Source organism: Paenibacillus sp. sgz302115 (genome assembly GCF_056120445.1).
Window position 1 is genome coordinate 1 of sequence record NZ_JBVYOK010000078.1, and the last position, 318, is coordinate 318.

General features: G+C 56.3%; 1 protein-coding gene. It reads left to right on the forward strand.

Annotation, left to right across the window (positions count from 1 at the left end):
* Nucleotides 1-49: 49 nt before the first annotated feature.
* On the forward strand, nt 50-318 hold a 269-nt coding region (locus tag AC0LWN_RS32740), incomplete at its 3' end, for a hypothetical protein (RefSeq protein WP_474672758.1).

The following is a 318-nucleotide window of genomic DNA, read 5'->3' on the forward strand; positions in this document are numbered from 1 at the left end:
GAGTATATACGGAGAACATCTCACGGACGGAGTGCTGGAGGAACGCCATTTGAGCCCCGGCATAATCAAGCTGGAGCATCTGGCCGAGGGTACGTTGACCTCTGAGCTGCCGGATGGCAGCATTACCGGTGATAAGCTGGCGATAGGCTCGGTAAACTCGGTGCATTTGCAGCAGCAGAGTATATACGGAGAACATCTCACGGACGGAGTGCTGGAGGAACGCCATTTGAGCCCCGGCATAATCAAGCTGGAGCATCTGGCCGAGGGTACGTTGACCTCTGAGCTGCCGGATGGCAGCATTACCGGTGATAAGCTGGC